The sequence below is a fragment of the Rhizobium sp. L1K21 genome, from assembly GCF_024055895.1.
Classification (GTDB): Bacteria; Pseudomonadota; Alphaproteobacteria; order Rhizobiales; family Rhizobiaceae; genus Ensifer_A.
In genome coordinates this window covers 223706-250697 of record NZ_JAMXLE010000004.1, presented here as the reverse complement: position 1 = coordinate 250697, position 26992 = coordinate 223706, and the positions used below count along the sequence as shown (strand labels likewise).

Below are 26992 nucleotides of genomic sequence, written 5' to 3'. Positions count from 1 at the left end.
GCCACGTTTTCACCGTCCCATAAATTCGCCAAGCGCTTCGACCACACCGCGGTTTGCCTCTTCCGGGCCAACAGTCATGCGAAGCGCATTCGGCAGACCATATCCGGCAACGCCGCGCAAGACATAACCACGGGAGGATAAGAACGCATCGGCATCCACCGCTCTTTTGCCATCCTCATCGGGAAAATGGATGAGCACGAAATTGGCAACAGACGGCGTGACCTTCAGCCCGATCGCCGTCAGGGCGTGGGTCAGCTTGTCGACCCAGGTGAGGTTGAAATCGGCAGCCTTTTCGATAAACGCCTGATCGCGCATGGCTGCAGCGCCCGCCGCAATCGCCGCCGCATTCACATTAAACGGTCCGCGAACGCGGTTCAGCGCGTCCAGAATGCCTGCCGGTCCGTAAAGCCAACCGATCCGCAGCGCCGCCAATCCGTAGATTTTCGAAAACGTCCGCGTCATCACCACATTCTTGGACGAAGCGACCAGTTCAACACCCGCCTCATAATCATTCCGGCGAACATATTCCGCATATGCCGCATCAAGCACCAGCAGCACATGCGATGGCAGCGCAGCGTGCAGCCGGCGAATATCCTGCATCGGCACATAGGTTCCAGTCGGATTGCCGGGATTGGCGATAAAGACCGCCTTCGTCTTGTCCGTCACCGCCGCGAGGATCGCATCGACATCGACCCGCAAATCCGTCTCCTGAACGACAACAGGTTTGGCACCCGCAGCCAATATCTGGATCTTGTAGACCAGAAATCCGTGCTGCGTGATGATCGCCTCATCGCCCGGTCCCAGATAGGTATGGGCCAAAAGACCCAAAAGCTCATCGGAACCGTTGCCGCAGATAATATTGGCCGGATTCAACCCGTGCGTATCGGCAATGGCATTTCGCAGCTCTCCGGCTTGGCCATCGGGATAAAGCTCGAGATGTTCACCCGCCTGCCTGAAAGCTTCAAGCGCCTTAGGGCTTGCGCCGAAAGGCGTCTCATTGGACGAAAGCTTGTAAACCTTCGCAACACCCTCCACGTGATCCTTGCCTGGCACATAGGCGGCAATGTCCATCACACCGGCGCGCGGAACAGGCGAAGTCTTCTCGGCACACATCTTGAATTCCTAAAAATGACACTGAGGTCTTTGATGCGGGCCTTGGAATAAAGGGCTTCAGGGCGTTTGTCGAGGGGTGTGCGGCATCCGGGTGGTCGGCACGCCGTGCGGCGCAAGCACCGGCACGAAGACACGCCGTGAGGCTCGTTCGGCCACCGGCAGCCCCTGGTAAAGCCGCTTGTGGGCCTCCACGATGATGACACCGGAAAACACCGGCCAAAGCACGCGGCCCAACCGCTCAAAGCCCTGTCGTGCCTTCAGAAGCGCCCGCGATCTGCTCGGCGGAAAAAGCAGCGCCTCGCTGGTTGCACCCGGCGTGAAATTCGCTTCGCGCAGCAGGCTCATCAGCTGCCCGCGCGAATAAGGCCGCCCGGCTCCGAAAGGGGTATGGTCAAAACGCGCCCAGACGCCGCGCCGGTTCGGCGCAACGATCACCAGCCGACCGCCCGGCGCAAGTATCCGCCACATCTCCATCAGCGTCTCACGCGGGCTTTCGGTGAATTCCAGCGAATGCACCATCAGCACCCGGTCAATCGAGGCATCGGGAAGCGGCAGTTCCTCGTCAAACACAAGCGCCGTCGAGGAGGGTTCCCCCAAAGGCCAGTTCACAGCCCCTTGACCGGCGGGCATGAAGGCAAAGGTGCGCTCGGTGTCAGCCCGGAAGCGATCGAGATAGGGCGGCGCATAGCCGAGCCCCACCAACCGCTCATCCGGCAGCGGCGACCAGACCGAAGACAAGGCCATTGAAATGGAATGCTCCGCCAGCCGCCCAAGCGGCGACAGGTAAAATTCCCTGAGATCGACGATATCCGTGTGCATTAATCCTGATGTAATCCGCCCTTGTGTGGACATCAAGCGGCGAGAGACTACATTGGCTTTCGAGCGATACAAATATGGAGACGGAAAATGGCTGACCTTGAAATCGAACTCTTCCCATGTCTATCCGACAATTTCGGGGTTCTGATCCACGATCCGTCCAGCGGCCAGACCGCCTCCATCGATGCCCCGGAAGAAGGTCCCATTCTGGAGGCGTTGAAGCGTCGCGGCTGGAACCTCACGCATATTTTCATCACCCATCACCATCACGACCATGTCGGCGGCGTTGAAGCGCTCAAATCGCAGTTCAAAGCCAAAATTTTTGGCCCTGCCCGAGAGAAAGACAAGATCGCCAACCTTGATCAGACCTTCGATGACGGCGACACATTTGAATTTTCCGGACACCCCGTTCACGTCATTTCGACACCCGGCCACACGCTGGGCCACATCTGCTATCACCTGCCTGAAGACAAGCTGCTTTTTGCCGCCGACACGCTCTTTGCGCTGGGCTGTGGCCGGGTCTTTGAAGGCACAATGGAAGACATGTGGCAGTCGCTCACCAAACTCGCCGCCCTGCCCGACGATACGCAGGTCTATTTCGGGCATGAATATACCCAATCGAACGCGCGCTATGCCGTGACCGTGGAGCCCGACAATGCAGCCCTCATTGCGCGTGCGGCGGAAATCGACGCAGAACGCGCAGCGGGCCGCTTCACAGCCCCGACCAGCATCGGCACGGAAAAGGAAACTAACCCCTTCCTGCACGCCGATAGCGCAGAGCGCTTTGCCGAAATCCGCAAAGGGAAAGACAATTTCAAATGAAGGCGGACACCATCGTCAAGAAGTTGGGCATGTTTCGCCACCCTGAAGGCGGGTGGTACGTCGAGACTTTCCGCGACCCCAAGGGGGGGCCACGCGGTCACTCGACCGCCATTTATTACCTTCTGGAACAAGGACAGAAATCCCATTGGCACCGCCTGCATGATGCAACGGAGGTCTGGCACCACTATGCAGGTGCACCCATGCGGCTTTCCATCTCGCCCCAGGGAACCAGCGTCCAGACATTCGATCTCGGTCCTGACATCCTGTCCGGCGAACAGCCTCAGGTGATCGTGCCGGCCAATTTTTGGCAGTCGGCAGAGCCTGTCGGGGAATGGTCGCTTGTCGGCTGCACCGTCTCACCCGGATTCGATTTCGAGATTTTCGAGCTTGCACCCAAAGACTGGAAGCCAACAGCCGAATAGGAAGGCTGAAAAAGCGGACTCAAGGAGCCATACGGCGCCTGCGCAACAGCATGTCTTTGGCAGCTAGCAATGCTCCCAGCGTAATCAGCAGCGCCGCCCCGCCAATCCGCCAAGTCAACTCGGAGAAACCGGCAGCAATCAGCACCAGAACGGAAAGCAGCGGTGCAGCGTAGCTGGACACGCCGAGTAGCTGGATGTTGCCGCGCTTCACACCATAGTCCCACGTGTAAAAGGCAAGCCCCACCGGCATCAACCCGAGGCCAAGCACGGCAAGCCACTCGCCCCCGGTTTGCGGCCACACGGTCGTTTCCAGAGCCAGGTGGCTGATCAGCGACAAAAAAGATGTCGCCATGCAAAAGGCCGTCACCGCTTCTGTCGGTACCTGCCCGAAACGGCGCGACAGAAGCGAATAGCCGGACCAGAAAAAGGCGCAGGCAAAGGCGGCCAGATAGCCGAAGACATAAGCCCCATCCAGCTGCACCCCATTGCGTGAAACAATCAGTACCGAGCCTGCAAGCCCCAAGAGACCGCCCACAATGTGGTGCCACCCAAGCCGCTCGCCCGGCAGCAGTGCCGAACCCAAGACGATAAACAGTGGCCACAGATAGGCAATCAGGCTGGCATCAGCCGCCGGTGCATTTCGAAGCGCGGTGAAATAGAGGAAGTGATAGCCGAAAAGTCCGCCAATACCGATCAGCCACACGATGAATGGCTGCTTCAAAAGCACCAGCCGCTCAGGCCTAGCAATTAAAACGACAATACCCGGCAGGCTTCCGATTGCAAAGGTCATGGCCGAGAGCTGAAACGGCGGCACCGAACCCGATGCCGCAGTAAAAAGTGCGAGCAACGCCCACATCAGGACAGCGGTAAACCCGATAAACGTCGCGCTCTTCATCTTTGCCCCCGGCCGGCTTTGTTTTGGCCAGAGTCAGCTTCCGAAGCGGGTTGCAGATATAGCCAATGTTCCAAATTGCGTTGGAATTTTCACGTATACCGGGGCATATACATCGGCAATCGGCGACTTCGCAAGCCACACCTCAAAGCCCTTGGACTGCTGGACCTTTTCCAGATCGCTATGGCCTTTGTGGTAGCCGGATTTGACCTTGAAATCGACGCGGCAAACCTGCACCTTTTCTGCCACCTTTCCCTTTCGGTAGGTCGTTTCGCCCTTCGGCGACAGGTTGAGCTCCATGCGTGTTTCCCCATCGAAAACCGGCACGGTGCCGCGGCACACGCTGCCGCCACTTGCCGGCAGGATCAACGCTGTCATGGGGTCCGCAATTGCACGCAGGTCCGATTTGCTGACCGCCACCCATTCGGCGGGAAAAGCGTCGCGCTCAGGTGTGCGCGAAAATTTCGTGATATTTCCGTTCGAGAAGGCCACTTCGAAACCGCGCTCGGCCTTGCCGATCTTGTAGGTGGTTCGATAAGAATCCGGCTGAAAGCCGCTATTGCTCACCTTGCCATTGGCCGCAGCCGAACCACTCCACTTCTTGAAGGCATTCACAAGTCCTACGGTTGAAAAGTTTCCGGCGATGCGGAAATCCCGCCCGTCGATACTGGTCTTGAACGAAGCCTTCGCCAGAGGCAGCCCCGAAATGGTGATGGCATAGTCGGTTACGCTTGCTCGCGTTGCCGGAAGCGCCTGCGCCGGGACCATGACTGCCAAGGCGAGGCAAAAGGAAAGAGATGATGTCTTCATCGCACTTTGTCCGAATCTGCAAGTTGTTCGCCTGACGGTCAAACGACCGTTTGGCGATATTAACACAATGCGGTATTTATGCGCCGACTTAGCTGAATGCAGCATGAACCGGCAATTTTTGCCTGAATCGCCACGACTGTCTTGACTGCTGCCGCCAGTGTGACTATAGAACCGCAACTTTCCAATCAGGACTGAGAAGGTTGGCGCTGGTTACGGCACCGGAAGCCTGTTGCCTCAAGGTCCTTAAAACAAAGGTGTTATCATGTCGCGTGTTTGCGAATTGACCGCCAAGGGCGTACAGTCTGGCAACAATGTGAGCCACGCCAACAACAAGACGAGACGCCGGTTCCTTCCGAACCTGCTCAACGTTACGCTGATCTCCGATGCACTCGGCCAGCGTTACCGTCTTCGCGTTTCGGCTGCAGCGCTTCGCACTGTTGAGCACCGCGGTGGTCTCGACCAGTTCCTGCTGAAGGCAAAAGACGACGAACTCAGCATGCGTGCGCGCCTGCTGAAGCGTCAGGTTGCCAAGAAGCTGGCAGAAGCCGCTTAATTCAAGCGCTTAAATCATACGGAATGTGAGGCTTGAAGCAGACGCTTCGAGCCTTTTTCCTTGCGTCCATGCAAGGCATCCGGTTTGTTCACTCCAACTGGTGGCATCACCCAGGATAAAAAAATGCTGAATACGATTTCACGCACCCTGCCCTTCGTAGCCCTCATGACTCTTGTGGTCGTGGCATCCAATTTCCTCGTCCAGTTTCCGATTCCCGGCACTGTTTTCGGCATCAATCTTGCCGATCTGTTGACCTATGGCGCCTTCATCTATCCGGTGGCATTTCTGGTCACGGACCTGACCAATCGCCAGTTCGGCCCCCGTGCCGCCCGTCTTGTGGTTGTAGCAGGCTTCGCAATTGCGGTCGCCTTTTCCATCTGGGCGTCCACACCGCGCATTGCCGTCGCCTCCGGTTCTGCCTTCCTGCTGGCGCAGCTTCTGGATATTTCCGTTTTCAACCGACTTCGCCGCTCGAGCTGGTGGAAAGCACCGCTGCTGTCATCACTCCTCGGTTCGGCCCTGGATACGGCGATCTTCTTCTCGCTCGCCTTTGCCTCCCCTTTTGCCTTCATCGGCGCAAATGATGACTTCGCCATCGGCTCCGCTCCCATCCTGGGGATTGTCGCAATGGAAGCGCCCCGCTGGGTTTCATGGGCGCTGGGCGATTTTGCCGTGAAGATGATTGTCGGCCTTGTCATGCTGCTGCCCTATGGCGCAGTCATGAGCCTGGTAAAGCCGATGCCTGTTTCAGAAGCTGCCTGAGTTCAAAATCAAAACAGCAGCATTTGATCCTTTGCCGCGGAGCGTCCTGCTCTGCGGCTTTTTATTTATTGAAGAAGCCTGAATTCCAGCATCAGGGTTCGCTGCAAAAGCGAAAAGTTGTCGTCGGACACCACCAGCACATGCGTGCTGCCGTCTGGCGCCGCAAAGGCCTCAAGCCCTTCCATATTGTCGATCTGATAGCCGGAATCGGCTTCCAGAACCACGTCGCCGTCCACAGTCGCACCGGGCTTGATCGTATCGGCCTTGATGCGGCGCATACGCATGCCGATGCCCATTGTCAGGCCAAAGCGCCGCTCCAATATCAAGAGGTCGCCATTCGGCAGAAACGCTCCATCCGTCACCGCATAGGCCGACTTTTTCTTCACATAGAAGATGCCCTTGCGCGGCCCTTCCAGCACGGCAGCCAGAAAATTGCCGTCCTTGTTGAGGCTGTCTTCCATGATGGTCACCGGACTGCCCTTCAGCGGTCCTGACGCCGGTGCAACAACCACAGTTTCAGTGCTCTTGTTCGCCTCCAGCTGCTTCTTGTTGATAAGCATATCAAGGCTGCCAACGGGCCGCGCGGTCTCAAAGCCGGGATCAGGATAGGCGTCGATCCGATACGCGCGCTCGAATCCGACGAGAACCTGCCCCCTGCGCAACGCAACGCTCTCGGAATCGACCCGCCACCGCTCATTGCCGACACGTCCCCGCTTGTCCAGGATAGGGCTGATCCGCACGTCAGAAAGTGTCGAGAGCTTTCCCGCAGTGTCGCGAACGATCGCGCCGGTAATCCAATCACCCGTGTCGAGAACGCCGACAAAATGCTTCTGATCAGGCCTTAGCCGTAGAGCCGACCAGCCGCCCAGCGAACCATCACTGGAAACGAGTTCAATCCCGCCGATAAACTCCGCCTTGCCGAATTTCGTCGCTTTCGAGCCCGGTTGGAAATAGTCGATCACATTGGCGCTGATCGTCCTATCGCTCGCAAAAGCCGGTTGAAGCATCAGAACAGCTGCAAACGCCGAACAAGCCAAAGGCTTCAAATTGCGCCACATTCGGCATTTCCCTTCCGATTCAAGTTCAATACGCATTCCCACAACCCTGCTTAACCGCTTCGCCAAACCCGTGCCACCCCAAATTTCCGCGAAAGCCCCGGCCAAGCTCCGCCTGCTTTCATAGGCTGTACCGTAAGTATTCAACCCTTAATGATTGAGGACATCGCAATGTATGCCAGCATGACGCAGGACATTACGGCCACCGCCTCCCGCCAGGAGAAGGCCAAGGCCAAAGCTGAACAGGTCGAACAGTTCTTTCTCGATTGGCAGGACATGTCGCCGGCTGAAAGGATCCGCGCGGAATATCTCGCCAGCCACGACATGACCGAAGAGGACCTTGCCGCACTCAGCGAAGATGAGCGCGCCAGGATTGAAGAAGAGATCAAGGAATACGTGAAAATGCGGCTGACCGGCGTGGTCGACAACGATAATACCCCGCAGTCTCCGACCACCGCGCTGGCAAGTCAACTTGCCCGGCAGGAACTGGAGAGTTGATCCGGGACCGTTAGACTTGACCTAGCTTGCGCGGCGCGTCCGCCGACCGCCTGCCTGGCTTTCATCAGCAAAAAGCTCGGCGAGCTGCTCCGTCATCGCGCCTGCCAGCTCGTCGGCATCCACAATGGTCACGGCGCGGCGATAATAGCGCGTCACGTCGTGGCCGATACCGATGGCCAGAAGCTCGACCGGCGATTTTGTCTCGATCTGCTCGATGACCGCGCGCAGGTGCCGCTCCAGATAGTTCCCCGGGTTCACCGACAGCGTGGAATCGTCCACCGGCGCACCGTCCGAAATCATCATCAGAATACGCCGCTGCTCCGAGCGCGCCAAAAGCCGGTTATGCGCCCAGATCAGCGCTTCCCCGTCGATATTTTCCTTCAGAAGCCCTTCCCGCATCATCAGACCCAAATTCGGGCGTGCGCGCCGCCAGGGGGTGTCGGCGGACTTGTAGATGATGTGGCGCAGATCGTTCAGACGGCCCGGCGACTGCGGCTTGCCCTCGGCCAGCCACTTCTCACGCGATTGACCGCCCTTCCAGGCCTTGGTCGTGAAACCCAGAATTTCCACCTTCACGCCGCAGCGTTCCAGCGTGCGCGCCAGAATATCGGCACAGGTCGCAGCAACGGTAATCGGACGACCACGCATGGAGCCCGAATTGTCGATCAGCAGCGTCACGATCGTATCGCGGAAATTCGTGTCCCGCTCCATCTTGAACGACAAGGGCTGCATCGGATCGATCACCATACGCACAAGACGCGCAGTATCGAGATAGCCCTCTTCCAGATCGAAATCCCAGGAGCGGTTCTGCTGCGCCATCAGGCGGCGCTGCAGACGGTTGGCAAGGCGGCCAACGGCACCCTGAAGATGCGCCAGCTGCTTGTCGAGAAAGGCGCGCAGACGCGCAAGCTCTGCCTCGTCGCAAAGCTCTTCGGAGGCAATCACCTCGTCAAACTCCTGGGTAAAGACGTGATAGTCGACCTTCTCGTTGAAATCGTCGAAAGGATGGTTCGGGCGCTTGGTTTCGCCGGGCGTTTCAGAATCGTCCTCACCCTCTTCCATCATGTCGTCGTCGGAAATCTCCGCGCCGTCCATTTCGCCATCGTCCATCTGCTCCTGAGAGGCTTCATTCTCTTCGGCAGGCGATGAATCGTCGCCGGCTTCTTCCTCGGCGCTTTGCTGGTTTTCTTCCTCAGAGCGCGGCTGATCGTCATCGGACTCGTTGTCCTGATCGTCATCGTCCTGGTCGTAGTCGCCGTATTCTTCCGCCATATCCATGGAAGAAAGCATGCTGCGCACGAGTTTTGCGAAGGCTTCCTGATCGTCGATTGCTTGCGGAAGCGCATCGAGATCTTTGCCCGCCTTGTCTTCGATAAACTCCCGCCAGAGTTCAACCACCTTTCCGGCGGACTGGGGTGCTTTGCGGCCCGTCAGTTTTTCGCGCACCAAAAGCGCCAGCGCTTCATTCAGCGGCGCTTCCTCGCGCTTGGTCACAGAACCGAAATTGCTCTTCGATAGACGCTCGTCCAGCGCCACGGCCAGATTGTCAGCGACACCGGCCATGCGGTTGGCGCCAATGGATTCCACACGCGCCTGTTCAACAGCATCGAACACCGACCGCGCATCGTCACCCTGCGGCGAAAGAACGGCGTGAACGCGCGGCTCGTGGCAGGCTTTTCTGAGCGCCATGGAATCGCCAAGCCCGCGGGCCAGCGACACTTCGCGCACCGTCGGGCGTTTGCTGATTTCGGGCAAGCGAATGCGCCCACCTGCCATGCCGGGGCGCTCAGTGGAAAAGGCAACCTCCACCTCCGGATCGCCTGCAATCGCCCGCACGCAACCCGAAATCGCCCGCCGCAACGGTTCGGTATCCACCGGACCGCCGGGTTTGGCTCTGGAATTGTCGCCTTTGCCTGCCATGTCGTCCTCTTAAGCGGAAAGAACGAGGTTGGCCGCACTTTCCTTCAGCTCAACGCCGAATGCGCGCTGATAGTGTTCAGCCACCAGAGCGCGCTCCAGCTCGTCACACTTGTTGAGGAAGGTGAGGCGGAATGCAAAGGCGATATCGCCAAAGATTTCTGCATTTTCCGCCCATGTGATCACCGTCCGCGGGCTCATCACGGTCGAAAGATCGCCGTTGATGAAGGATGCACGGGTCAGGTCAGCAACGCGCACCATGGCGGAAATCTTCTCGCGGCCTTCCTTGGTGTTGAAGCTCTTCACCTTGGCCAGAATGATATCGACTTCATTATCATGCGGAAGATAATTGAGCGTGGTTACGATAGACCAGCGGTCCATCTGCGCCTGGTTGATCTGCTGCGTGCCGTGGTAAAGGCCGGTCGTGTCGCCAAGGCCCACCGTGTTGGCGGTCGCAAAAAGACGGAAAGCCGGGTGCGGACGGATAACGCGGCTCTGGTCGAGCAGCGTCAGACGACCGGAGGATTCCAGAACGCGCTGGATCACGAACATCACATCCGGCCGGCCGGCATCATATTCGTCGAAAACGAGCGCAACATTGTGCTGATAGGCCCAGGGCAGAATGCCGTCCTTGAATTCGGTCACCTGCTTGCCGTCTTTCAGAACGATGGCGTCCTTGCCCACGAGATCGATACGGCTGACATGGCTGTCGAGGTTTACGCGAACGCAAGGCCAATTGAGCCGGGCTGCCACCTGCTCGATATGGGTCGACTTACCCGTTCCGTGATAGCCGGACACCATCACGCGGCGGTTATGAGCAAAACCGGCGAGAATGGCGAGCGTGGTGTCCTTGTCGAACAGATAATCGGGATCGAGATCGGGAACGTAAGGATCGCCTTCAGAATAGGCCGGAACCTTGATGTCGCTGTCGATGCCGAAAACCTCACGAACGGAAACGGTGGTATCGGGCAGGTTGGTAATCTCAAGATCAATCTTGCTCATCACTACTCCAAGGGCGGGCAACAACAAAGCCCGCTAACTGTCATCTTGCTTTCGTATCGTTTTCGCTTAGCAGAAACCAGACTGTTTTAACAATTGGTACGCCTGAACAACGGCACGAAATCGTTCTTCAGACCCACGGTCACCGCCATTTGCATCTGGATGGTGCTTTTTGACAAGCGCTTTATAACGCGACTTGATGTCCGCAGATGTTGCATTTGCGTCAAGGCTGAGCGTTTCGAAAGCTTTGCTCTCAAGCGCTTTCAGCTTCCGCTGGCGCGGTTCAGGCCTCTGTTTTTTGCCCGACTCATTGAAAAAATTGAACGGATCATTCACGCGCCGATAGGCACCTGCCGAGCCGGATTTCAGATCGCTTTGGGACGGCCCGTGTTTGGAGGACTTGTTGACCCCCATCGTCCATGTCGGCCGATGGCCGGTAATGGCTTCCTTCTGGTAGCGTGCAATCTCGCTGTCGGAGAGGCCGGAGAAATAATTGTAGCCCTTGTTGTATTTCTGGACATGCTCAAAGCAGAACAGAAAATATTCCCCTTCCGCATTTCGCCCCACCGGTGCACGGTGTTTGCCAGGTTCGTTGCAGCCGTCCCACTGACATGTCGGCGCAATGGGCTCGGCTTCCCGCTCCGCTCTCGGCTTGCGCGTTCTGATTTTGTCGAAATATTTGGAATCAATCTTCATTAGGCACCAATTATGGGGTTCTTGGCCGAGAACAACAAGAATTGACAAAGGCGAATGTTACTGGCTTTGTGGGACCATTTTTCGCAACATTTCCAAAACCCGGAATAGCGGTTAAAAGCAGGATATGACGAGACAGGAAAACATCGAATCGGCACTTCAGGCTGCTTTTCATCCCGAGCGGCTTTTTGTCATCAACGAGAGCCATCTTCACGCCGGCCACCGCCCGCCCGAAGAAGAAGGTCCGGAAACCCACATGCGCGTGCGCATTGTCTCCGCTGCTTTCGAAGGTATGGGCCGCGTTGCCCGCCACCGTGCCATAAATGATGCGCTGAACGCAGAATTCAAGGATGGCCTGCATGCGCTGGCTGTCGAAGCAGCCGCCCCCGGCGAACCAACACGCTGGTAATCCCCAGCCAGCAATGTAAATATACCTAACATGAGCGAAGAACGGAAATCGCGCGAAAAGCGTGGCTATCACCATGGCAATCTGCGCGAAGCCTTGATCGAGGCCGCGCTGAAGCTGATTGATGAGCACGGCTCCGATGGTGTGACGCTTTCGGAAGCTGCCCGCATGGCAGGTGTCAGCCCTGCCGCGCCTTATCGCCATTTCAAGGATCGCAACAGCCTCATGGCCGCTGTTGCAGAACAGGGCTTTGAAGCCTTCGCCGGCCAGCTCGAACACGCAAGCGCCAAGAGCAACAACGGCCCCATGCAGAAACTTCTGGATATCGGAGAGGCCTATCTCGATTTCGCCCGCAAGGCACCATCCCATTATGCGGCCATGTTCGAGGCCGGCATTGCCCATGGTTCAAGCCCGGCGCTTTCACGTGAAAGCGATCGCGCTTTCAACGTGCTGCGGACTGCCGCGACAGAGGTCCACGCCATTTTGCCGCCGGATCGGCGCGCGCCTGCCTTGATGATTGCACTCCACATCTGGTCCATGACCCACGGCATCGCATCGCTGTTCCTGCGCGGTGATACCGCGCGGCGAAATTTGCCCGTCAAACCGGAAGAATTGCTCGAATCCGGTGTCATCATCTATCTCGACGGTCTCGGATATTCCGGCCAAACCTGACCGCCTGCTGCGAAATCACGCAAAAATCGACTTGGTAACCCTTGACTCTCGCTTCGCGCTATCCATTTATGTAAATGTTATTAACATTAACACCAACGGAGACAGAGATGCACATCGCCTCGAGACTTGATGAGGGCGGCAGGGCTGCATGGATTGCAACCATGATCGTCGGTTTCATCATTTTCTGGCCTCTCGGACTTGCCATCCTGGCCTACACAATATGGAGCGGAAGAATGAGCTGCAGATACGGTCATGCGAGTGAAATGAAGAACGAGTGGCGCGCCTACAAGGAAGAGTGGCGGGCACGCAAACGCGAGATGCGCAACATGTGGCGCAGCGAGCGCAGCCGCTATCACGCAGCCACCGCCCCCAGCGGCAACAGCGCGTTTGACGACTACAAGGCTGAAACCTTGCGCCGTCTTGAGGAAGAGCAGGAACAGTTCAACGAGTTCCTCGACAACCTGCGCAAGGCCCGCGACAAGGCCGAGTTCGACCAGTTCATGGCCAGCCGCCGCAACGTGGTCGATCCGAACACCACGCAGGACAATAACGATGGCAACCACAATGGTGGTTCTGTCCCCAGCGTTTAATGTTGTTCAGAGACCGGCGTTCAGGTCAAAGGTATACCCCGCATTCAGGCTGAATGCGGGGTTTTTCATGTCTCAACTGTAGCCTTCCTGTGACGACAAAGGGAACCAAATCCCAGCCACGACGTTATGACCACGATTATGTTGAATAAGCGCCCGGTCGCTTGCCGGGTCGCCTTGCAAGCCGGAAGGAATAAACATCATGCTGAAATGGGCACTGATCTTTCTCGTCATCTCGCTGGTCGCCGGTCTCTTCGGCTTCACAGGTATCTCTGCCGCAGCCGGTGGCATTGCGCGAATCCTCTTCTTTATCGCCATCGCGATCTTCCTGATCTTCCTGGTGCTGGCATTCCTCGGCGTCGGAATCGTTGCCTGATCAACGGCAAAAGGCCCGCTCATCGGCGGGCCTTACATCTGCAGTTACGTTATCGTTCAATCGAGGGCGATTGAACGCGCCACACTCTAAAGATCACCATCCACCGCAGGCCGGATGCGCAATCGCGTAATCCGGTTCTTCTCCCGTTTCATCACGATGAAACGCTTGCCGTAGAAGGTAAACGCCTGGCGCTCCTTGGGTATCGATTTCGATTCGTGGATCACCAGCCCGGCAATCGTCGTCGCCTCTTCGTCCGGCAGCTTCCAGTCGAGCGCACGGTTGAGGTCGCGCACAGGTACGCCGCCATCCACCACGATCGAACCATCTGCTTCCTGACGAACGCCCTGAATATCCAGATCGTGTTCGTCGGAAATATCGCCGACGATCTCTTCCAGAATATCTTCCAGCGTTACCAGCCCCTGCACCTCGCCATATTCGTCCACCACGATGGCAAAATGCATCTTGCGGCGCAGAAATGCGTTGAGCTGATCTTTCAGGTTGGTCGTATCAGGCACAAACCACGGCTTCTGCGACAGTTTGACAATATCGATCTTGGTCGGATCGGCATCCACATCCGCCATTGCGCGCAACAGGTCCTTGGCGTGCAGAACACCGATGAAATTGTCCGATGAACCCCGCCACACCGGCATGCGCGTATAGGGGCTATCAAGGGCTGCACGCACATTCACTTCCGGCGGGTCATCGGCATTCAGCGCCTTCATGGCCACCCGGTGGATCATGACGTCGGAAACTTCGAGTTCTCCCAGATCAAGGATACCGCCCAGCCGGTCGCGGTCGGCCTTCACCACCGAACCCTCGCGGTGCAAGAGGTCCACCGCACCGCGAATTTCTTCATGCGCCGATAGCATGGATGTGTCGCTTGCAAGCGTGAACCCGAAAATGCCCAGAATTTTGCGCACCAGCCAGTTCACCACGCTCGAAAGCGGCCCCACAACCAGCACGAAAGCATGGATCGGCCGCGAAACGGCAAGCGCAAACCGGTCCGGCGAAGCAATCGCCCAGCTCTTCGGCAACACCTCGGCGAAGACCACCAGAAGCGCCGTCATCGCAAGTGTTGCAATGGCCACACCGGAATCACCAAACAGGCCGAGAAACAGGCTGGTGGCGAGCGCCGAAGACAGAATATTGACGATATTGTTGCCGATCAGCAATGCGCCGATCAGCCGGTCACGCCGCTCAATCAGAGCGTTCACAATGCCGGCCCGCTCTTCTCCGTTATTTTGCAACGAGTGCATGCGCGCCCGCGACACCGCGGTCAACGCCGTCTCAGAACCTGAAAAGAAGCCTGACAGGCAGATCAATCCGAGGATTGAAACAATGGATACCCAATAATCTGCCAGAAATGCGATGATGCTCTCGCCCATCATGTCTCCAGTTTTTCCTCAAGAAAACGCTTCACCTCAGATGGTGGCACATCCTTGGCGATGAAAGACTGACCAAGCCCCCGCGTCAAAATAAAGGTCAATGCACCGCCGGAAACCTTCTTGTCCTGGGCAATCGCGTCCATCAGCCTGTCTGCCGATGGCATGTCGCCTGGAATCTGCTGGATGGTTGTCGGCAGACCCACCTCTTTCAGGTGCTTCTCCACGCGGGCAGCAACATCAGGGCTTGCAAGGTTCATGCGCGCGGAAAACTGATGCGCCAGCACCATGCCGATGGCCACACCCTCGCCATGCACCAGCCGCGCCCCATCATATTGCACCGCAGCCTCCAGCGCATGCCCGAACGTATGGCCGAGATTGAGAAGGGCGCGCTCGCCGCTTTCGCGCTCGTCCGCCGCCACCACATCGGCCTTCGCCTGGCAGCTGACCGCAATCGCCTCGATGCGGGCCGCTCCACCGGCAAACACATCACGCCAGTTCGTCTCAAGCCAGGCGAAAAAATCAGGCTTGTTGATGAGGCCATATTTGGCAACCTCGGCATAACCCGCGCGGAACTCACGTTCAGACAGCGTGTTTAGAACATCCGTATCCGCCAGCACCAGCTCCGGCTGATGGAAGACGCCCAAGAGGTTCTTGCCGTGGCTGGTATTGATCCCCGTCTTGCCGCCGACGGAGGAATCCACCTGTGCCAGCAGTGATGTCGGTATCTGGATGAAGCGTGATCCGCGCCGCACGATGCCGGCTGCAAACCCCGCCAGATCGCCGATCACACCGCCGCCAAGCGCTACAACCGAATCGCCGCGTTCAATGCGCGCCGACAAAATGGCATCGCACGCCTGCATCAGAAATTCATGGGCTTTCGTCTTCTCGCCCGGCGGCAGGGTGAGCGAAGAGACCTCGAAACCTTCCGCCTGAAGGCTCTCTGTCAAACCCGGCAGATAAACCGGCCCGACATGCTGATCGGTAATCACCGCAATTCGCCGGCCTTTCAGCCGCGCGGAAATCTCGCTTCCGGCAGCAGCAATCAGCCCCGGCCCGATGAGAATGTCATAGGAACGTTCACCCAGCGAAACACGCACCTTGCGCGCAGCATCATTCGGCATCGACTGTTTCTTCCTTCACGCCCTCAAGATAGGCGACAACAGCCGCCATGACATCGTTGGCGACCTCTTCCTTTTTCACATCGCGCGATTTCACATGCACATCGGCAAGCGCATAGATCGGGTAGCGCGTTTCCAACAAGGTCTTCAGCGTCTGTTTCGGATTTTCCGTTTTCAGGAGCGGCCTTGAACTGCGCTTGGAAACGCGAGTCCACAACAATTCGAGATCCGCATCCAGCCAAACGGAAATGGCGTTGTGCTCCTTCACCAGCTTGCGGGTCTCATCATTGATGAAGGCCCCGCCACCGGTTGAAACCACCCTCGGACCATTGTCGATCAGCCGGCAGATCACGCGGGCTTCCAGCGACCGGAATTCCGGCTCGCCGTAATTGGCAAACAGATCATTGATCGACATGCGCGAAACGGTTTCGATTTCCTTGTCCGAATCGACAAACGGCAGCCCCAGCTCCGCGGCAACCATCTTGCCGATCGCCGTCTTGCCTGCGCCCATCAATCCGACGAAAACAAGATTACGCTCGCCCAGCAATTCGCGGGTTTTTCTTGCAATTTCCGTTTGGCTCACGGGCGCCATCTCAACTCGTAACCTTGCCTTAATGCTTCGTGCACTTCATATAGGCTCTGGTCTACCCTCTGGAGACGTGAATGCCTACCCTTTTCAGGTTTTTGTTCTGGTGCGCTGTTATCGCGGGCACGATATATGCCATTATGCTGGCGCTCGTCTACGGCGTGCAGCCGACACCGCGCGAGAAAACCATTCGCATTCCGTCTGAACGGGTGAATGAGCGACCCAACCAATAGGGACCAGAGGCCTTGGCCGATCTTTCCGCTGCCCATATCGAAGCCTTTCTGGAGATGCTGAGCGCCGAACGCGGTGCGGCCCGCAACACGCTTTTATCCTATGAGCGCGATCTCGACGATGCACGGACTTTCCTCATGGACCGCGGCACCCGCCTCACCGACGCCGCATCGGCAGACCTTTCCGCCTATATGAGCAATCTCGCCGGTCAGGGTTTTGCATCGTCATCACAGGCGCGGCGGCTTTCGGCTCTTCGCCAGTTCTACAAGTTCCTATACGCCGAAAATATTCGAACAGACGATCCCTCCAGCATTCTGGATGCCCCCAAAAAGGCGAGACCCCTTCCAAAAACACTATCGACGGAAGACGTCGACAGGCTGATTGCACAGGCCGAGCAGGAAGCCGCAAAGACAGGTCCGGGCCAACTGGAGCGTCTGCGCATGCACGCGCTTCTGGAACTTGCCTATGCCACTGGCATGCGCGTCAGCGAACTCGTGACCCTGCCCGCCAAGGTTCTGGATGCCGAGGGGCGGTTTCTGGTCATCAAGGGAAAGGGCTCCAAGGAACGGCTCGTCCCCTTATCGCGTCCGGCAATGGCCGCGCTGAAAGCCTATGGTGCCGAAATGCAGGCCAAAGCCTCAGAAAAAGAGCGCGAAAGCCCGTTTCTTTTTCCCTCGCGATCAAAGGAAGGCCACCTGCCGCGACAGGTCTTTGCCCGCGACCTGAAATCGCTGGCCGCGCGCGCCGGAATTCGCGCCAGCGCCATCTCCCCACACGTGCTGCGCCACGCCTTTGCCAGCCATTTGCTGGAAAACGGAGCCGACTTGCGCGCCGTGCAGGAATTGCTTGGACATTCCGACATTTCGACAACACAAATCTATACGCATGTGCTTGAAGACAGGCTTCATAGGCTGGTTCAGGAACATCACCCCCTTGCCAAACAGGCAAAAAAGCGGGATTAGGGGCACGTTTTCAAAGTACGCGCGTAAAAAGCGGAAGAGGCGACATGCACAATTACCTCGATTTCGAAAAACCGATCTCCGACCTCGAAGGCAAAATCATAGAGCTGAAAAAGCTCGCCGAAGAGGATGAGAGCGTCAATACCGAAGACGAGATTGCGCGGCTGGAAGCCCGTGTTCAGGAAGCCATGGAAGATATCTATTCCAAGCTTTCCGCATGGCAGAAGACCCAGGTCGCCCGTCATCCCTCGCGCCCGCACTTCGTGGATTATGCGAATGCGCTTTTTGAAGACTTCACGCCACTTGCCGGTGACCGGGGTTTTGCCGAAGACGCCGCCATTCAGGCCGGCCTTGCGCGTTTCCGCGGCCAGCCTGTTGCCGTCATCGGCCAGGAAAAGGGCAACGACACCAAAACCCGCATCAAACACAATTTCGGCAGCGCCCGCCCCGAAGGCTATCGCAAGGCCATCCGCGTGATGGAACTGGCCGAGCGTTTTGGCCTGCCGGTAATCACCCTTGTGGACACGGCAGGCGCTTATCCTGGTATGGACGCTGAAGAGCGCGGCCAGGCGGAAGCGATCGCCCGCTCCACCGAAACCTGTCTCAACCTGAAAGTTCCGCTCGTTTCCATCATCATCGGCGAAGGCGGTTCCGGCGGTGCCATTGCGATTGCCACCGGCGACAAGGTCTTCATGCTGGAAAACTCCGTCTACAGCGTGATTTCGCCGGAAGGGGCCGCCTCGATCCTGTGGCGCGATTCAGCCCGCGCCCGTGAAGCGGCCACCAATATGAAGATCACTGCCGAAGACCTGAAGGAACTTGGCGTGATTGACGGGATCATCCCCGAGCCCGTGGGCGGCGCCCATCGCGATCCGCAGGCCGTCATCAAGGCCGCCGGCGATACGATTGCAGAAGCACTCGAAGAACTGGCCAAGGTCGAGGACCTGCGCAGCCACCGCCGCAAGAAATTCCTCGCGATCGGCCGAAATCTCTGAAATCCCGGCCGCAAAGCCCCTGAATTGCCGTAACTTCAACACATTTGCCATGTTTGGAGATGATGGGGACATTGCGCGTACACGATTTCGTGAAAAGCAGATGCAAAGTCATTCCGAGGTAAGGAAATATAAACTATAAAGCCTTCATGTTGGACGCCGAATATTCGCACCAACAAACCGGCTTGAATGGGTCTTACGGGCAGCCACGTGATTAAGCAGTTCATTACAGCCTTGGCGCTTCTGCTCATGGCAACGGTCATGACGTCCTGTGTACAGGACACACTCGACGTCACCAGCCTCAAGAACAAGGAAATCCGCATTTCCTCCAAGACGCGCAACAAGATTGCGGCGCTGGGCATGAAGCGCGATGCGCCGATCATGATCCGCATCTTCAAGGAAGAAGGCGTTCTCGAAGTCTGGAAGTCCAAGCCCAATGGCCGTTATGAAATGGTCACGGACTACAAGATCTGCGCCTGGTCCGGCATGCTCGGTCCGAAGAAGAAGGAAGGCGACCGCCAGGCGCCCGAAGGCTTCTACGACATCACGCCCGGCCTGATGAACCCCTATTCCAATTATTACCTGTCGATCAATATGGGCTATCCCAACGCCTTCGACCGTTCGCTCAGCCGCACCGGCAGTGAGCTGATGATCCATGGCGCATGCTCCTCGCGCGGCTGTTATTCGATGACCGACCTGCAGATGCAGGAAATCTATGCGCTGGCCAAGGAAGCCTTCGACGGCGGTCAGCGCTCCTTCCAGATCCAGGCGCTGCCCTTCCGCATGACGCCGGAAAACATGGCGCGCCATGCCAAGTCGGAACATTACGAATTCTGGAAGATGCTGAAAATCGGTTACGACTATTTCGAGCTCACCCATCGCCCGCCGGAAGTCGCGGTTTGCGAAAACAAGTATGTTTTCAACCAGATGGGCGCCAATGGCCTGAACCCGCGCGGCGCTTGCCCCGCACAGCTTCAGACACCGCCTGCGCTCGCAAGTGCCTACACGGCCTACCAGCAGGAATATGAAAAGAAGTTTGCTGCCGCCGAACGCAAATATGACGGCTACATCTGGGATGAACCGACCGAGGCCGAACGCAAGGCGCTCGTTGCCAAATGGCGCGCCCAGCACAAGGACAACCTCGCCTTCGCCCCGACCGGCAGCGCGCTCGAAGCCGGAAAGCTCGTGAGAATCAAGGAGCTTCAGGAACAGCAGCAAGCCGAGGCTGAGGCAAAGGCCAATCGCGAGCTGGCGCAAAAGGCAGCCGAGGAAACGGCCAAGACCACTGCCCAGGTGGCGGAAGTGCCCGTTCCCGAAGCCAATCCGACTGCCTTGCAGGAAGAACAGAAGCAGGAGCCCAGAAACAAGCTTTGGGACCTCTTCTCCTTCGGTAAGAAATAATGACGGACGAGCCCGTGCGGCTGGACCTGCGCGGCCTGAAATGCCCGCTGCCCGTCATCAAGGCCCGCAAGAAAATGCGTAGCCTTGAGCCCGGCCACCGCCTGGAGGTCGAAACCACCGACCCCCTCGCCGTCATCGACATCCCCCACTTTTGCAACGAAGACGGCCACAGCCTGGAAAAAACCGAAAAGCTCGAAAGCAGCCACCGTTTTTTGATCCGCAAGGGCGGGTGATCGCCGCCGAAACCTAAAACCGCATCCCCGGCACGGCAAGCGGATTGTCCTCCAGCGCCTGGCGGTCCGGGCGGTCGGTCTGGGGCTTCCCGATAAATGTGTCGAAGAGTTCACGTACAAAGGCTTCCGGCAGGTCCTGCGTGATCAAGACCATGCGCGTGCGCTGGTCGCCATCGGGCCATTTTTCCAGCCGTTTGGGCGGATGCATCACGGTTTGAACGGCGTGCAGAACGAGCGGGCGTGAGGGATCGTCGGAGAGTTTCACGACCGCCTTCATGCGAAGAAGCTTGTCCCCATGCGCCGAGCGCAGGAGATCGACGAACATGCCAATGACGGCCTGGTCGAGCGGTTCATCGTGTACGATGGAAAAGGAGCGTATGCGATCATTATGCCGGGTGACATCGTGATGGTGATGATGGTGGTGGTGCCCGTGGGCTTCCTCTTCGCCCAGCCAGCGCGCCACATCCGGGCTCTTGTTGGCCGCATCAAATGGCCCAGCAGCCAAAAGGCTGCCCGCCGCCGCTTCGTCACCGTCGGCATCGATGAACGGCGCAAACGGGTTGATTTCGCGCAAGCGCGCTTCCAGCGCCGCGATAGCCTCGGGTTCGGCAAGCGTCTGCTTCGAAATCACCAGCCTGTCAGCAACGGCGGCCTGTTTGACCGCCTCTTCCAAATGCTCCAGCGTGCGCATGCCATTGACAGCATCGACAACCGTGATCACCCCGTCGACGTGAAAATTCTGCGCAATCACCACATTGCCGATAATCGATTGCAGAACGGGTGCGGGATCGGCAAGGCCGGTCGTTTCAATCACGATTCGCGAAAGCGGCGCCATCTGGCCGGTCTGCATCCGGTCGACGAAATTGGCGAGCGTATCGACCAGCTCGCCGCGCACCGTGCAGCATAGGCAGCCATTGGAAAGCTCCACCATCTGATCGCCGGAAACTTCGACGAGCATGTGGTCGATCCCCACATCACCGAATTCATTGATGATGATGGCAGTATCTTTCAGTGCCGGATCCTTCAGAAGCCGGTTCAGAAGCGTCGATTTCCCCGCGCCAAGAAAGCCGGTGATGACGGAAACCGGAATGCTTTTCAAATGTGGCAGCATGCTCAAACTCAAAAATTTGCCGGACGCGGAAGCGGGATCGGCACCCGGTGGATATTCGGGCCGCCATCAGCCGCCACGGGTTTTGCGGTGGCGATGAGCCCGGTAAAGGCAAAATCCGGCTTTCCGGAAAATTCGCTGATATAGGCCGAATGCAGAACCATGCGGCCCGCTTCATCGCGGTTTTCGGCCCGCTCCTGACGTGCTTCCTTGGTGCAGATCTGGTCGCGGATATCCATCACCACATCCCGGCCCGAACCATAAGGCGCAAGCCCGGCAAGCGTTGGTCCACTCCCACCGGACATCTGGAAGCCCTTTTCCAGAAGATCGGCAGACAAGTCGGCCCGCCCGCCCAGGCTGTCAGCACCCAGAACAACGGCCACAAGCGTGCGGCCACCACGCGTGGCAGACGAAATCTGATTGAAGCCTGCAGAGCATATATAGCCGGTTTTCATGCCATCTGCGCCGCGAAAACGGCCAATCAGCAGATTGTAATTGGTATATTGCTTCTTGCCGGTGTTCACGCCTTCGACTGCGAAATAATGCGCGTATTCGGGAAATTCGCGGCGCACCGCAACCGACAGGACGGCGAGATCACGCGCCGTGGTATACTGCCCCTGACCCGGCAGGCCGTTCGGATTGACGAAGCGCGATGAAATCATGCCGATACGGCGGGCTTCACTGTTCATCAGATCGACGAAGGTCTGCTCCGAACCTGCAACCGTTTCGGCTATGGCAACGGCAATATCATTGGCGGATTTGACCAGCAGGATTTTCAGGGCGCTATCGAGCGTCAGCGTATCACCGGGCTTGAAATACATCTTGCTGGGCGGCTGGCTGACGGCGTGTTTTGACATGACAACGGGACTGTCTGGACGCAGCCTGCCCGCTTTCATGGCGCTGAATGCCAAATAGGCCGTCATGATCTTGGTAAGCGATGCAGGATACCACCGCTGAAACGCCTCCTTGTGCTCCAGAACCTTTCCCGTTCTCACGTCAACGAGAATGTGAGGACGCGCCAAGGCGCTCGTTGCCACGAAGGTCGAAAGCAGCACCGCAAAAAGAAGTTTGAAGCCAATTCTGCCGCCGGAAAAAGTCATCTACACCCCAATGCCAGCTTGTTTATTTCCACGCGCATGCCATATCTTGCCTATCTACAGACGCGCCAGATCCCTGATTTGCTCGAAATCTCCTGATGGTTTTAACCAAATCAGAGCCACTTGGCAAAGGCCCGCTTTGGACTTCATTCAAGGCGAACTTCATTTTGATGTGGAGCAATGGGTCAACATTTTGAAGGATGAGACATGCCCGTACTAAACCGTGCCGCAGAACTGCAAGAAGAAATTGCCGAGTGGAGACGCCACATCCACACCCAGCCGGAATTGCTTTTCGCTGTTGAGAAGACCGCCGCTTTTGTCGCCGAAAAGCTCAAGAGCTTCGGCGTTGACGAGATTGTAACGGGCATAGGCAAAACCGGCGTTGTTGGCCTCATCAAGGGCAAGGGTCCGGGCCGCACCATCGGCATGCGCGCCGATATGGACGCGCTACCCATCACCGAGCAGACCGGCAAACCATGGGCCTCCACTGTCCCCGGCATGATGCATGCCTGCGGCCACGATGGTCATACGGCCATGCTGCTTGGCGCGGCAAAATATCTGGCCGAAACGCGCAATTTTTCCGGCTCGGTGGCGGTGATCTTCCAGCCTGCCGAAGAAGGCGGCGGCGGCGGCAACGAAATGGTCAAGGACGGCATGATGGAGCGCTTTGGTATCCAGGAAGTTTACGGCATGCACAATATGCCGGGCATTCCCGTGGGCCAGTTCGCCATCCGCCAGGGCCCCATCATGGCGGCCACCGACGAGTTCAAGATCACCATCAAGGGTCACGGCGGCCACGCCGCCATGCCGCATCTGACCATCGACCCGATTGTCGCCGGTTCGCAGATCGTCAATTCGCTGCAGACCATTGCCTCGCGCAATGCCGACCCGCTGCAATCCGTCGTGGTTTCGGTCACCAAATTCAACGCCGGCTTTGCCCACAACATCATCCCCACAGAAGCCGTCATTGCAGGCACGGTCAGAACATTGATGCCTGAAATGCGCGATCTGGCGCAAAAGCGGCTGACGGAAATTGCCGAAGGCGTCGCCAAGGCGCAAGGAGCCGTTGCCGATGTCTATTACGACCGCAATTACCCGGTCACCTTCAATCATGCCGAAGAAACGCAATATGCCGCCGCTGCCGCAGGCGAGGTTGCCGGTTCAACCAACGTGAATGCGGAGGTAGCCCCGGTCATGGGCGGTGAAGACTTCTCCTACATGCTGGAAGCGCGCCCCGGCGCCTTTATCTTCATCGGCAATGGCGACACCGCAGGTCTCCACCACCCCGAATACGACTTCAACGACGAGATCATTCCCCACGGCATTTCCTATTGGGTCAAACTGGCGGAAGACCGCCTTGCCGGATGAACCGATCCGGCCCTTTGCCCTGAATTGATGTATAAGCTGAGAAACGGCCTCCATAATACTTGGAGGCCGCCTTTTATTTTTTAGAAATGAACCAGAATTTGGGCGCAGTTCTCTAAGTTAGCGAGCGTAAATATATATTTAAACTTTGCTCATTAAAAATACCGCCAGAATAAAGGCGGAGAGAGACACTGCAAGATCGTCGAGCCGACATCCCTGGCGAAAAACTTCTCGTCCTCTTCGGGCTGCGCTTGAAGGGGTGTTCGCGACCCGTTTCCGATTACTACACGATCATCGGTCAGGATCGTTCTACGCCCGGCGATGGCCTGTTTGCGGCAGATATCGCCGATCTTGTGCAGCAACTGCCGTCCATTCAAAGAGTCGGCTTTTACCGTAAGTTGATGGCGTCCGCCCGCCTATGCGAACCCGTCGAGTTTCATTTCGACCTCGCTCACGGTCATGCAGCGCACCCTCAGTCGCTCACGGCTTTTCTCCAGCCGACAACCGCCGAAAACGGTGACATTGTCTGGCATGGCGCGATTTCCACGACAGGCACGCAGAGCGCATATCAAAACGTGTTCGCCGCTTCGCCGAATAAAATCGCGATTTTTGACAGCAGCGCAAGGTTTGTGCTTGTCAATCCAAATCTGGAAGCGTTTCTGGGTCTTGGGCAACGGCAGGTTAAGGGCCGGTGCGCTGGTGAAATCTTCAAGGGCCAACAAGCCAAATTCCTGGACCAGGCCATTCAAAACGTTGCTCTGAGCGGCAATGAAACATTTGTTGAGATCGCGATTGAAAATGCCGATGGCGTTGCCAGCGTGCAGATTTTCAAACTTTTCTCGTGTCCAGATGAGGCAACCGGTCGCTGCCGGGTGATCGCCTATGGACACGCGGCAGACGATCTCGTCAAGTTGAAGGCCGCCGCGGAACATTCACAGGATCAGCTCCACGCAGCCATTCGAACCTTGCCCGATCTTTTCTGGATCAAGGACATGGATGGCCGATACACGCTTTGCAATGATGTATTTGACGCTTTCAACCGCGTGCCAAAGGGCGCAATGTTGGGCAAGACAGCTTACGAAACGGCCAATCCCATCAACTTGAAAGATCACCTGGAGACCGACCGAAGGGCTCTGGAGACAAATGAGCCCGTAAGCTTTGAGATCGAACTTCCTGCAGAGGACAACGACCCCGCCAAAGCCTCACATTATTTCGTCCAGAAAATCGCCATTCGAAACAACCTCGGCGAAGTGACGGGAATTCTCGGAACCGCACGAGACGTGAGCGAAAGCAAGCGCCTGGAAGCGGAAATTCGCCAGCGCGAAGCCGAATACCGACAATTGCTCGACAATCTTCCCGATTGCATCGTGCGTCATTCGGCCAAGGATGGTGCCATCTACCTGAACGCAGCGATGCGGGAGACCATCGAAAAGACGATCGGCTATCCGCTCGACATCTATCTCCAAACAATGGCGGCCAACCCGCAAGCCCATATCACCATGGCGGTGCCGATGGAGACCGCGCTAGAAGCCATCAGGACCCGCAAGCCCGTGGTGCGCGAACTGGAATTTCCCGGCAAATCCGGCGAGGTGTTTACCCACGAACTGCGCTACTTTCCGGAATTCAGCAGCGACGGATCGGTTCACTCCGCCCTGGGCATAGGCCGCGACATCACCGGCGAGAAAGCCGCCGAGCGAATGTTGCAGGCCAAGGAACGTGAACTGGAACGGATTGCCTATACAGACGCGCTCACCGGCCTGGCGAACCGGGTGAGGTTGCAGGAGACACTGAGAACGTTCCTGAACGACGCCATCGCCAATTACGGCCAAATGGCCCTGCTGACACTTGACATCGACCGCTTCAAATCGATCAACGACACCCTGGGCCACATTGTCGGTGACGAGTTGCTGATTGAATTTGCATCGCGGCTGAAGAAGGTCATCGCCACGAAAGGGTGGTTGGGACGTCTAGGCGGCGACGAGTTCGTAATCATTCTTCCGCATGTCAAAAACCGCGCGGACGTGCACGAGGTTGCTCAGGATATTATAGCCGCGATCAACAAACCGATGCGGATTGGTGGCAACATCGTTAGCGTGTCCACCAGTATCGGTGTTGCGATCGGACCCGAGGACAGCGCCTGCGAGGAAACACTGTTCCGCTTTTCCGACATTGCTCTCTATCAGGCCAAGTCTGAGGGCAGAAACCGCGCATGTTGCTACTCGCCCTTGATGAGCAAGCGTGCCGAAACCCATTTCAAACTGGAAGGCCTGATCCGTGAAGGATTGTTGAACGACCAGTTTGAGGCTTTCTTCCAGGCCAAGATCGCGCTTTCATCCAGACGGATCACCGGGGCGGAGGCACTGTGCCGCTGGTATCACCCCGAACTCGGCTTCATTGCGCCAGACCAGTTTATCCCCGTTGCAGAAGACACCGGCCAGATCATTGAAATCGGCAAACGCATTCTGCGTAAGGCCTGTGAATTTGCCGTTGCCTGCAATCGCATTTCCACGCGCCCGTTCACGGTTGCCGTCAACCTTTCGCCACGCCAGATCGTCTTCGGCGGTTTCCTGGGGGTTCTTGGACAATGCCTGGAGGAGACCGGTTGCAAGGCTGAATGGCTGGAGCTGGAGATCACCGAAAGCCTTCTTCTGGCGGACAACGAATCCATTCGTGAGACGCTTGCTGCCATAGCCGGGCTTGGCATTCTCATCTCCATTGACGACTTCGGCACGGGCTATTCGGCGCTGAGCTATCTGCGCAATCTGCCGATTGGCGGCCTCAAGGTTGACCAGTCCTTTGTGCGCGACATGAATACCGATGAAAAGCAGGCGGTTCTGGTGCGCAGCGTTCTCGGCATGGCGCAGGGCCTGAAACTCAAGACTGTTGCTGAAGGCGTCGAAAACGAAGAAATTGCCCGCAAGCTTGAAACGCTCGGCTGTGAGACCGGGCAGGGCTACCTCTGGCATAAACCCGCCCCCGCCACCGACCTGCTGGCGCGCCTGAAAGCGCAAACGGCAGCGGAGACACCCGCTCCTTTGTCCGTGCCGACAGCCGTTTGAAACAGCACATCTGGAACTTTGTCACGCCTGTCTCATTACCCTCTTGAACGGGTATCGACGGAGGT

The 26992-nt window shown here is 57.4% G+C and carries 29 protein-coding genes; 16 read left to right on the top strand and 13 right to left on the bottom strand.

Annotated elements, in window-relative coordinates; all coding sequences use genetic code 11:
* Nucleotides 1–9 precede the first annotated feature (9 nt).
* Both hisC and NHF56_RS18225 read right to left on the bottom strand, forming a co-directional pair.
* Nucleotides 10–1113: a histidinol-phosphate transaminase gene (gene hisC / locus NHF56_RS18230; RefSeq protein ID WP_252807222.1), complete on the bottom strand. Its 1104-nt coding sequence runs from the start codon at nucleotides 1111–1113 to the stop codon at nucleotides 10–12.
* A 57-nt stretch (nucleotides 1114–1170) separates the two neighbouring features.
* Nucleotides 1171–1932, bottom strand: coding sequence for a class I SAM-dependent methyltransferase (locus NHF56_RS18225; RefSeq protein WP_252807219.1), 762 nt, complete (start codon nucleotides 1930–1932; stop codon nucleotides 1171–1173).
* 87 nt (nucleotides 1933–2019) lie between these two features.
* Between NHF56_RS18225 and gloB the strand changes: the two genes are divergently transcribed.
* Together gloB and NHF56_RS18215 are read left to right on the top strand one after the other, a co-directional pair.
* Nucleotides 2020–2751, top strand: a complete 732-nt coding sequence (gene gloB, locus NHF56_RS18220; protein ID WP_252807218.1) for a hydroxyacylglutathione hydrolase — start codon at nucleotides 2020–2022, stop codon at nucleotides 2749–2751.
* Entirely contained in the window at nucleotides 2748–3173 is a 426-nt protein-coding gene (locus NHF56_RS18215; protein ID WP_252807216.1) for a cupin domain-containing protein, read from the top strand. Before gloB ends, NHF56_RS18215 begins: the two co-directional genes overlap by 4 nt.
* Before the next feature lie 19 nt (nucleotides 3174–3192).
* Here the strand turns inward: NHF56_RS18215 and NHF56_RS18210 are convergent, their stop codons facing one another.
* Nucleotides 3193–4068 (bottom strand): DMT family transporter, encoded by an 876-nt coding sequence (locus NHF56_RS18210; RefSeq protein WP_252807214.1) that lies wholly within the window; start codon nucleotides 4066–4068, stop codon nucleotides 3193–3195.
* Between the two features lie 33 nt (nucleotides 4069–4101).
* Nucleotides 4102–4875 carry a DUF3108 domain-containing protein gene (locus NHF56_RS18205; RefSeq protein WP_252807212.1) on the bottom strand — a complete coding sequence of 258 codons (774 nt, stop codon included), beginning with the start codon at nucleotides 4873–4875 and terminating at the stop codon, nucleotides 4102–4104.
* A gap of 262 nt (nucleotides 4876–5137) precedes the next feature.
* Here NHF56_RS18205 and rpmB point away from each other — a divergent pair, with 262 nt between their 5' ends.
* Both rpmB and NHF56_RS18195 read left to right on the top strand, forming a co-directional pair.
* Nucleotides 5138–5428, top strand: coding sequence for a 50S ribosomal protein L28 (gene rpmB, locus NHF56_RS18200; RefSeq protein ID WP_252807210.1), 291 nt, complete (start codon nucleotides 5138–5140; stop codon nucleotides 5426–5428).
* 123 nt (nucleotides 5429–5551) lie between these two features.
* Nucleotides 5552–6190: a queuosine precursor transporter gene (locus tag NHF56_RS18195; RefSeq protein ID WP_252807208.1), complete on the top strand. Its 639-nt coding sequence runs from the start codon at nucleotides 5552–5554 to the stop codon at nucleotides 6188–6190.
* Nucleotides 6191–6255: 65 nt separating this feature from the next.
* Here NHF56_RS18195 and NHF56_RS18190 read toward each other — a convergent pair whose 3' ends face one another.
* Nucleotides 6256–7248: an esterase-like activity of phytase family protein gene (locus NHF56_RS18190; protein WP_252807206.1), complete on the bottom strand. Its 993-nt coding sequence runs from the start codon at nucleotides 7246–7248 to the stop codon at nucleotides 6256–6258.
* 168 nt (nucleotides 7249–7416) lie between these two features.
* Here NHF56_RS18190 and NHF56_RS18185 point away from each other — a divergent pair, with 168 nt between their 5' ends.
* Nucleotides 7417–7743, top strand: coding sequence for a hypothetical protein (locus tag NHF56_RS18185; RefSeq protein ID WP_252807204.1), 327 nt, complete (start codon nucleotides 7417–7419; stop codon nucleotides 7741–7743).
* Nucleotides 7744–7764: 21 nt separating this feature from the next.
* Here the strand turns inward: NHF56_RS18185 and cobT are convergent, their stop codons facing one another.
* The 3 genes from cobT to NHF56_RS18170 form a co-directional block, all read right to left on the bottom strand.
* Nucleotides 7765–9663, bottom strand: coding sequence for a cobaltochelatase subunit CobT (gene cobT / locus NHF56_RS18180; RefSeq protein ID WP_252807202.1), 1899 nt, complete (start codon nucleotides 9661–9663; stop codon nucleotides 7765–7767).
* A 9-nt stretch (nucleotides 9664–9672) separates the two neighbouring features.
* A complete protein-coding gene (gene cobS, locus NHF56_RS18175; RefSeq protein ID WP_252807200.1) occupies nucleotides 9673–10662 on the bottom strand; it encodes a cobaltochelatase subunit CobS in 990 nt (329 codons plus the stop codon).
* 66 nt (nucleotides 10663–10728) lie between these two features.
* The gene (locus tag NHF56_RS18170; RefSeq protein ID WP_252807198.1) at nucleotides 10729–11355 is read right to left on the bottom strand and encodes a J domain-containing protein; all 627 of its coding nucleotides are present in this window, start codon (nucleotides 11353–11355) and stop codon (nucleotides 10729–10731) included.
* 124 nt (nucleotides 11356–11479) lie between these two features.
* Here NHF56_RS18170 and NHF56_RS18165 point away from each other — a divergent pair, with 124 nt between their 5' ends.
* From NHF56_RS18165 to NHF56_RS18150, 4 genes are all read left to right on the top strand, one after another.
* Complete coding sequence (locus tag NHF56_RS18165) at nucleotides 11480–11761, top strand: BolA family transcriptional regulator (protein WP_252807195.1); 282 nt, start codon at nucleotides 11480–11482, stop codon at nucleotides 11759–11761.
* Nucleotides 11762–11791: 30 nt separating this feature from the next.
* Complete coding sequence (locus tag NHF56_RS18160) at nucleotides 11792–12430, top strand: TetR/AcrR family transcriptional regulator (protein WP_252807193.1); 639 nt, start codon at nucleotides 11792–11794, stop codon at nucleotides 12428–12430.
* Between the two features lie 107 nt (nucleotides 12431–12537).
* On the top strand, nucleotides 12538–13020 hold the full coding sequence (locus NHF56_RS18155) for a DUF2852 domain-containing protein (protein WP_252807190.1): 483 nt from the start codon (nucleotides 12538–12540) through the stop codon (nucleotides 13018–13020).
* 199 nt (nucleotides 13021–13219) lie between these two features.
* A complete protein-coding gene (locus tag NHF56_RS18150) occupies nucleotides 13220–13393 on the top strand; it encodes a DUF1328 domain-containing protein (protein ID WP_252807188.1) in 174 nt (57 codons plus the stop codon).
* An 86-nt stretch (nucleotides 13394–13479) separates the two neighbouring features.
* On the opposite strand, the gene NHF56_RS18145 is transcribed toward NHF56_RS18150, so the two are convergent.
* Genes NHF56_RS18145 through NHF56_RS18135 form a run of 3 tightly spaced genes read right to left on the bottom strand, consistent with a single transcriptional unit; the run spans nucleotide 13480 to nucleotide 16488 of the window.
* On the bottom strand, nucleotides 13480–14778 hold the full coding sequence (locus NHF56_RS18145; protein ID WP_252807349.1) for an HlyC/CorC family transporter: 1299 nt from the start codon (nucleotides 14776–14778) through the stop codon (nucleotides 13480–13482).
* On the bottom strand, nucleotides 14778–15899 hold the full coding sequence (aroB, locus tag NHF56_RS18140; protein WP_252807185.1) for a 3-dehydroquinate synthase: 1122 nt from the start codon (nucleotides 15897–15899) through the stop codon (nucleotides 14778–14780). Before aroB ends, NHF56_RS18145 begins: the two co-directional genes overlap by 1 nt.
* Nucleotides 15889–16488, bottom strand: a complete 600-nt coding sequence (locus tag NHF56_RS18135; RefSeq protein ID WP_252807183.1) for a shikimate kinase — start codon at nucleotides 16486–16488, stop codon at nucleotides 15889–15891. The genes aroB and NHF56_RS18135 overlap by 11 nt, the downstream gene beginning before the upstream one ends.
* Nucleotides 16489–16559: 71 nt before the next feature.
* On the opposite strand from NHF56_RS18135, the gene NHF56_RS18130 reads away from it, so the two are divergent.
* The 5 genes from NHF56_RS18130 (at nucleotide 16560) to NHF56_RS18110 (ending at nucleotide 20298) form a co-directional block, all read left to right on the top strand.
* Nucleotides 16560–16715: a hypothetical protein gene (locus tag NHF56_RS18130; protein WP_252807181.1), complete on the top strand. Its 156-nt coding sequence runs from the start codon at nucleotides 16560–16562 to the stop codon at nucleotides 16713–16715.
* 12 nt (nucleotides 16716–16727) lie between these two features.
* Entirely contained in the window at nucleotides 16728–17675 is a 948-nt protein-coding gene (xerD, locus tag NHF56_RS18125; protein WP_252807179.1) for a site-specific tyrosine recombinase XerD, read from the top strand.
* A gap of 44 nt (nucleotides 17676–17719) precedes the next feature.
* The gene (locus NHF56_RS18120; protein ID WP_252807177.1) at nucleotides 17720–18667 is read left to right on the top strand and encodes an acetyl-CoA carboxylase carboxyltransferase subunit alpha; all 948 of its coding nucleotides are present in this window, start codon (nucleotides 17720–17722) and stop codon (nucleotides 18665–18667) included.
* 207 nt (nucleotides 18668–18874) lie between these two features.
* A complete protein-coding gene (locus NHF56_RS18115; RefSeq protein WP_252807175.1) occupies nucleotides 18875–20065 on the top strand; it encodes a L,D-transpeptidase family protein in 1191 nt (396 codons plus the stop codon).
* Nucleotides 20065–20298: a sulfurtransferase TusA family protein gene (locus tag NHF56_RS18110; RefSeq protein WP_252807173.1), complete on the top strand. Its 234-nt coding sequence runs from the start codon at nucleotides 20065–20067 to the stop codon at nucleotides 20296–20298. The genes NHF56_RS18115 and NHF56_RS18110 overlap by 1 nt, the downstream gene beginning before the upstream one ends.
* Nucleotides 20299–20311: 13 nt before the next feature.
* On the opposite strand, the gene NHF56_RS18105 is transcribed toward NHF56_RS18110, so the two are convergent.
* Both NHF56_RS18105 and NHF56_RS18100 read right to left on the bottom strand, forming a co-directional pair.
* The gene (locus tag NHF56_RS18105; protein ID WP_252807170.1) at nucleotides 20312–21409 is read right to left on the bottom strand and encodes a GTP-binding protein; all 1098 of its coding nucleotides are present in this window, start codon (nucleotides 21407–21409) and stop codon (nucleotides 20312–20314) included.
* Between the two features lie 8 nt (nucleotides 21410–21417).
* The gene (locus NHF56_RS18100) at nucleotides 21418–22506 is read right to left on the bottom strand and encodes a D-alanyl-D-alanine carboxypeptidase family protein (RefSeq protein ID WP_252807168.1); all 1089 of its coding nucleotides are present in this window, start codon (nucleotides 22504–22506) and stop codon (nucleotides 21418–21420) included.
* A 204-nt stretch (nucleotides 22507–22710) separates the two neighbouring features.
* Between NHF56_RS18100 and NHF56_RS18095 the strand changes: the two genes are divergently transcribed.
* Nucleotides 22711–23871: a M20 aminoacylase family protein gene (locus tag NHF56_RS18095; RefSeq protein WP_252807166.1), complete on the top strand. Its 1161-nt coding sequence runs from the start codon at nucleotides 22711–22713 to the stop codon at nucleotides 23869–23871.
* A 248-nt stretch (nucleotides 23872–24119) separates the two neighbouring features.
* Nucleotides 24120–26927 carry an EAL domain-containing protein gene (locus NHF56_RS18090; RefSeq protein WP_252807164.1) on the top strand — a complete coding sequence of 936 codons (2808 nt, stop codon included), beginning with the start codon at nucleotides 24120–24122 and terminating at the stop codon, nucleotides 26925–26927.
* The last annotated feature ends 65 nt before the right edge of the window (nucleotides 26928–26992 follow it).

Coding starts and splice junctions, on each gene's coding strand:
- NHF56_RS18215 (WP_252807216.1), top strand. CDS start 2,748: ATGAAGGCGGACACCATCGTCAAGAAGTTGGGCATGTTTCGCCACCCT.
- NHF56_RS18210 (WP_252807214.1), bottom strand. CDS start 4,068: ATGAAGAGCGCGACGTTTATCGGGTTTACCGCTGTCCTGATGTGGGCG.
- NHF56_RS18170 (WP_252807198.1), bottom strand. CDS start 11,355: ATGAAGATTGATTCCAAATATTTCGACAAAATCAGAACGCGCAAGCCG.
- NHF56_RS18110 (WP_252807173.1), top strand. CDS start 20,065: ATGACGGACGAGCCCGTGCGGCTGGACCTGCGCGGCCTGAAATGCCCG.
- NHF56_RS18205 (WP_252807212.1), bottom strand. CDS start 4,875: ATGAAGACATCATCTCTTTCCTTTTGCCTCGCCTTGGCAGTCATGGTC.
- NHF56_RS18190 (WP_252807206.1), bottom strand. CDS start 7,248: ATGTGGCGCAATTTGAAGCCTTTGGCTTGTTCGGCGTTTGCAGCTGTT.
- NHF56_RS18130 (WP_252807181.1), top strand. CDS start 16,560: ATGCCTACCCTTTTCAGGTTTTTGTTCTGGTGCGCTGTTATCGCGGGC.
- cobS (WP_252807200.1), bottom strand. CDS start 10,662: ATGAGCAAGATTGATCTTGAGATTACCAACCTGCCCGATACCACCGTT.
- NHF56_RS18095 (WP_252807166.1), top strand. CDS start 22,711: ATGCCCGTACTAAACCGTGCCGCAGAACTGCAAGAAGAAATTGCCGAG.
- NHF56_RS18195 (WP_252807208.1), top strand. CDS start 5,552: ATGCTGAATACGATTTCACGCACCCTGCCCTTCGTAGCCCTCATGACT.
- aroB (WP_252807185.1), bottom strand. CDS start 15,899: ATGCCGAATGATGCTGCGCGCAAGGTGCGTGTTTCGCTGGGTGAACGT.
- hisC (WP_252807222.1), bottom strand. CDS start 1,113: ATGTGTGCCGAGAAGACTTCGCCTGTTCCGCGCGCCGGTGTGATGGAC.
- NHF56_RS18120 (WP_252807177.1), top strand. CDS start 17,720: ATGCACAATTACCTCGATTTCGAAAAACCGATCTCCGACCTCGAAGGC.
- NHF56_RS18155 (WP_252807190.1), top strand. CDS start 12,538: ATGCACATCGCCTCGAGACTTGATGAGGGCGGCAGGGCTGCATGGATT.
- NHF56_RS18100 (WP_252807168.1), bottom strand. CDS start 22,506: ATGACTTTTTCCGGCGGCAGAATTGGCTTCAAACTTCTTTTTGCGGTG.
- NHF56_RS18145 (WP_252807349.1), bottom strand. CDS start 14,778: ATGGGCGAGAGCATCATCGCATTTCTGGCAGATTATTGGGTATCCATT.
- NHF56_RS18135 (WP_252807183.1), bottom strand. CDS start 16,488: ATGGCGCCCGTGAGCCAAACGGAAATTGCAAGAAAAACCCGCGAATTG.
- NHF56_RS18165 (WP_252807195.1), top strand. CDS start 11,480: ATGACGAGACAGGAAAACATCGAATCGGCACTTCAGGCTGCTTTTCAT.
- NHF56_RS18150 (WP_252807188.1), top strand. CDS start 13,220: ATGCTGAAATGGGCACTGATCTTTCTCGTCATCTCGCTGGTCGCCGGT.
- NHF56_RS18105 (WP_252807170.1), bottom strand. CDS start 21,409: ATGCTGCCACATTTGAAAAGCATTCCGGTTTCCGTCATCACCGGCTTT.
- NHF56_RS18185 (WP_252807204.1), top strand. CDS start 7,417: ATGTATGCCAGCATGACGCAGGACATTACGGCCACCGCCTCCCGCCAG.
- NHF56_RS18160 (WP_252807193.1), top strand. CDS start 11,792: ATGAGCGAAGAACGGAAATCGCGCGAAAAGCGTGGCTATCACCATGGC.
- NHF56_RS18225 (WP_252807219.1), bottom strand. CDS start 1,932: ATGCACACGGATATCGTCGATCTCAGGGAATTTTACCTGTCGCCGCTT.
- rpmB (WP_252807210.1), top strand. CDS start 5,138: ATGTCGCGTGTTTGCGAATTGACCGCCAAGGGCGTACAGTCTGGCAAC.
- cobT (WP_252807202.1), bottom strand. CDS start 9,663: ATGGCAGGCAAAGGCGACAATTCCAGAGCCAAACCCGGCGGTCCGGTG.
- gloB (WP_252807218.1), top strand. CDS start 2,020: ATGGCTGACCTTGAAATCGAACTCTTCCCATGTCTATCCGACAATTTC.